Source organism: Mitsuaria sp. TWR114 (assembly GCF_007997345.1).
Genome location: NZ_VOSR01001130.1, coordinates 1 through 503, shown reverse-complemented (window position 1 = coordinate 503; position 503 = coordinate 1). Strand labels below are relative to the sequence as shown.

Genomic DNA, 503 nt, shown 5'->3' with positions numbered 1-503 from the left:
CAGGCCCAGCGCCGCAGGCGGCCAGCACCAGCGCCACGAACACCAGCGACCAGACCGTCCGATGCGCGATGACCTCGAGCGCGTTCACCTCGCTCAGGCGCTTGAAGTACAGCGGGAACAGGCCCCAGGCGATGTAGGCGAGCGCGGCGTAGAGCATGCCGGTGCGGGCATGGGCGCGGTCGGTGGCGGTCGAGATGTCGTTGGGCATGGCAGGCTGGCCGGGAGGGCCCGCGATTCTGCCCAAGCCGACCGGCCCGCGTTGTCGAAGGGACGAGCGCCCGTTCGTCGTCCCTGGTCGCCCCTCTTTTCTTGCGGCCCGCTTCGTCGCAGGATCGCCGACCATGGCCCACGTCGAATTCACCGCCCAACTGCACCGCTACGTCGATACGCCGAAGCTGGACTGCGACGCCCGCACCCTGGGCGAGGCACTCGCCCGGGCCTTCGACCGGAATCCCCGCCTGCGCGGCTACATCCTGGACGACCAGGGCCATCTGCGCACCCAC

The 503-nt window shown here is 70.2% G+C and carries 1 pseudogene; it reads right to left on the bottom strand.

Annotation, left to right across the window (positions count from 1 at the left end):
- Window positions 1-208, bottom strand: a pseudogene (locus FUT87_RS28120) (hypothetical protein); the annotation flags it as partial.
- Window positions 209-503 lie beyond the last annotated feature (295 nt).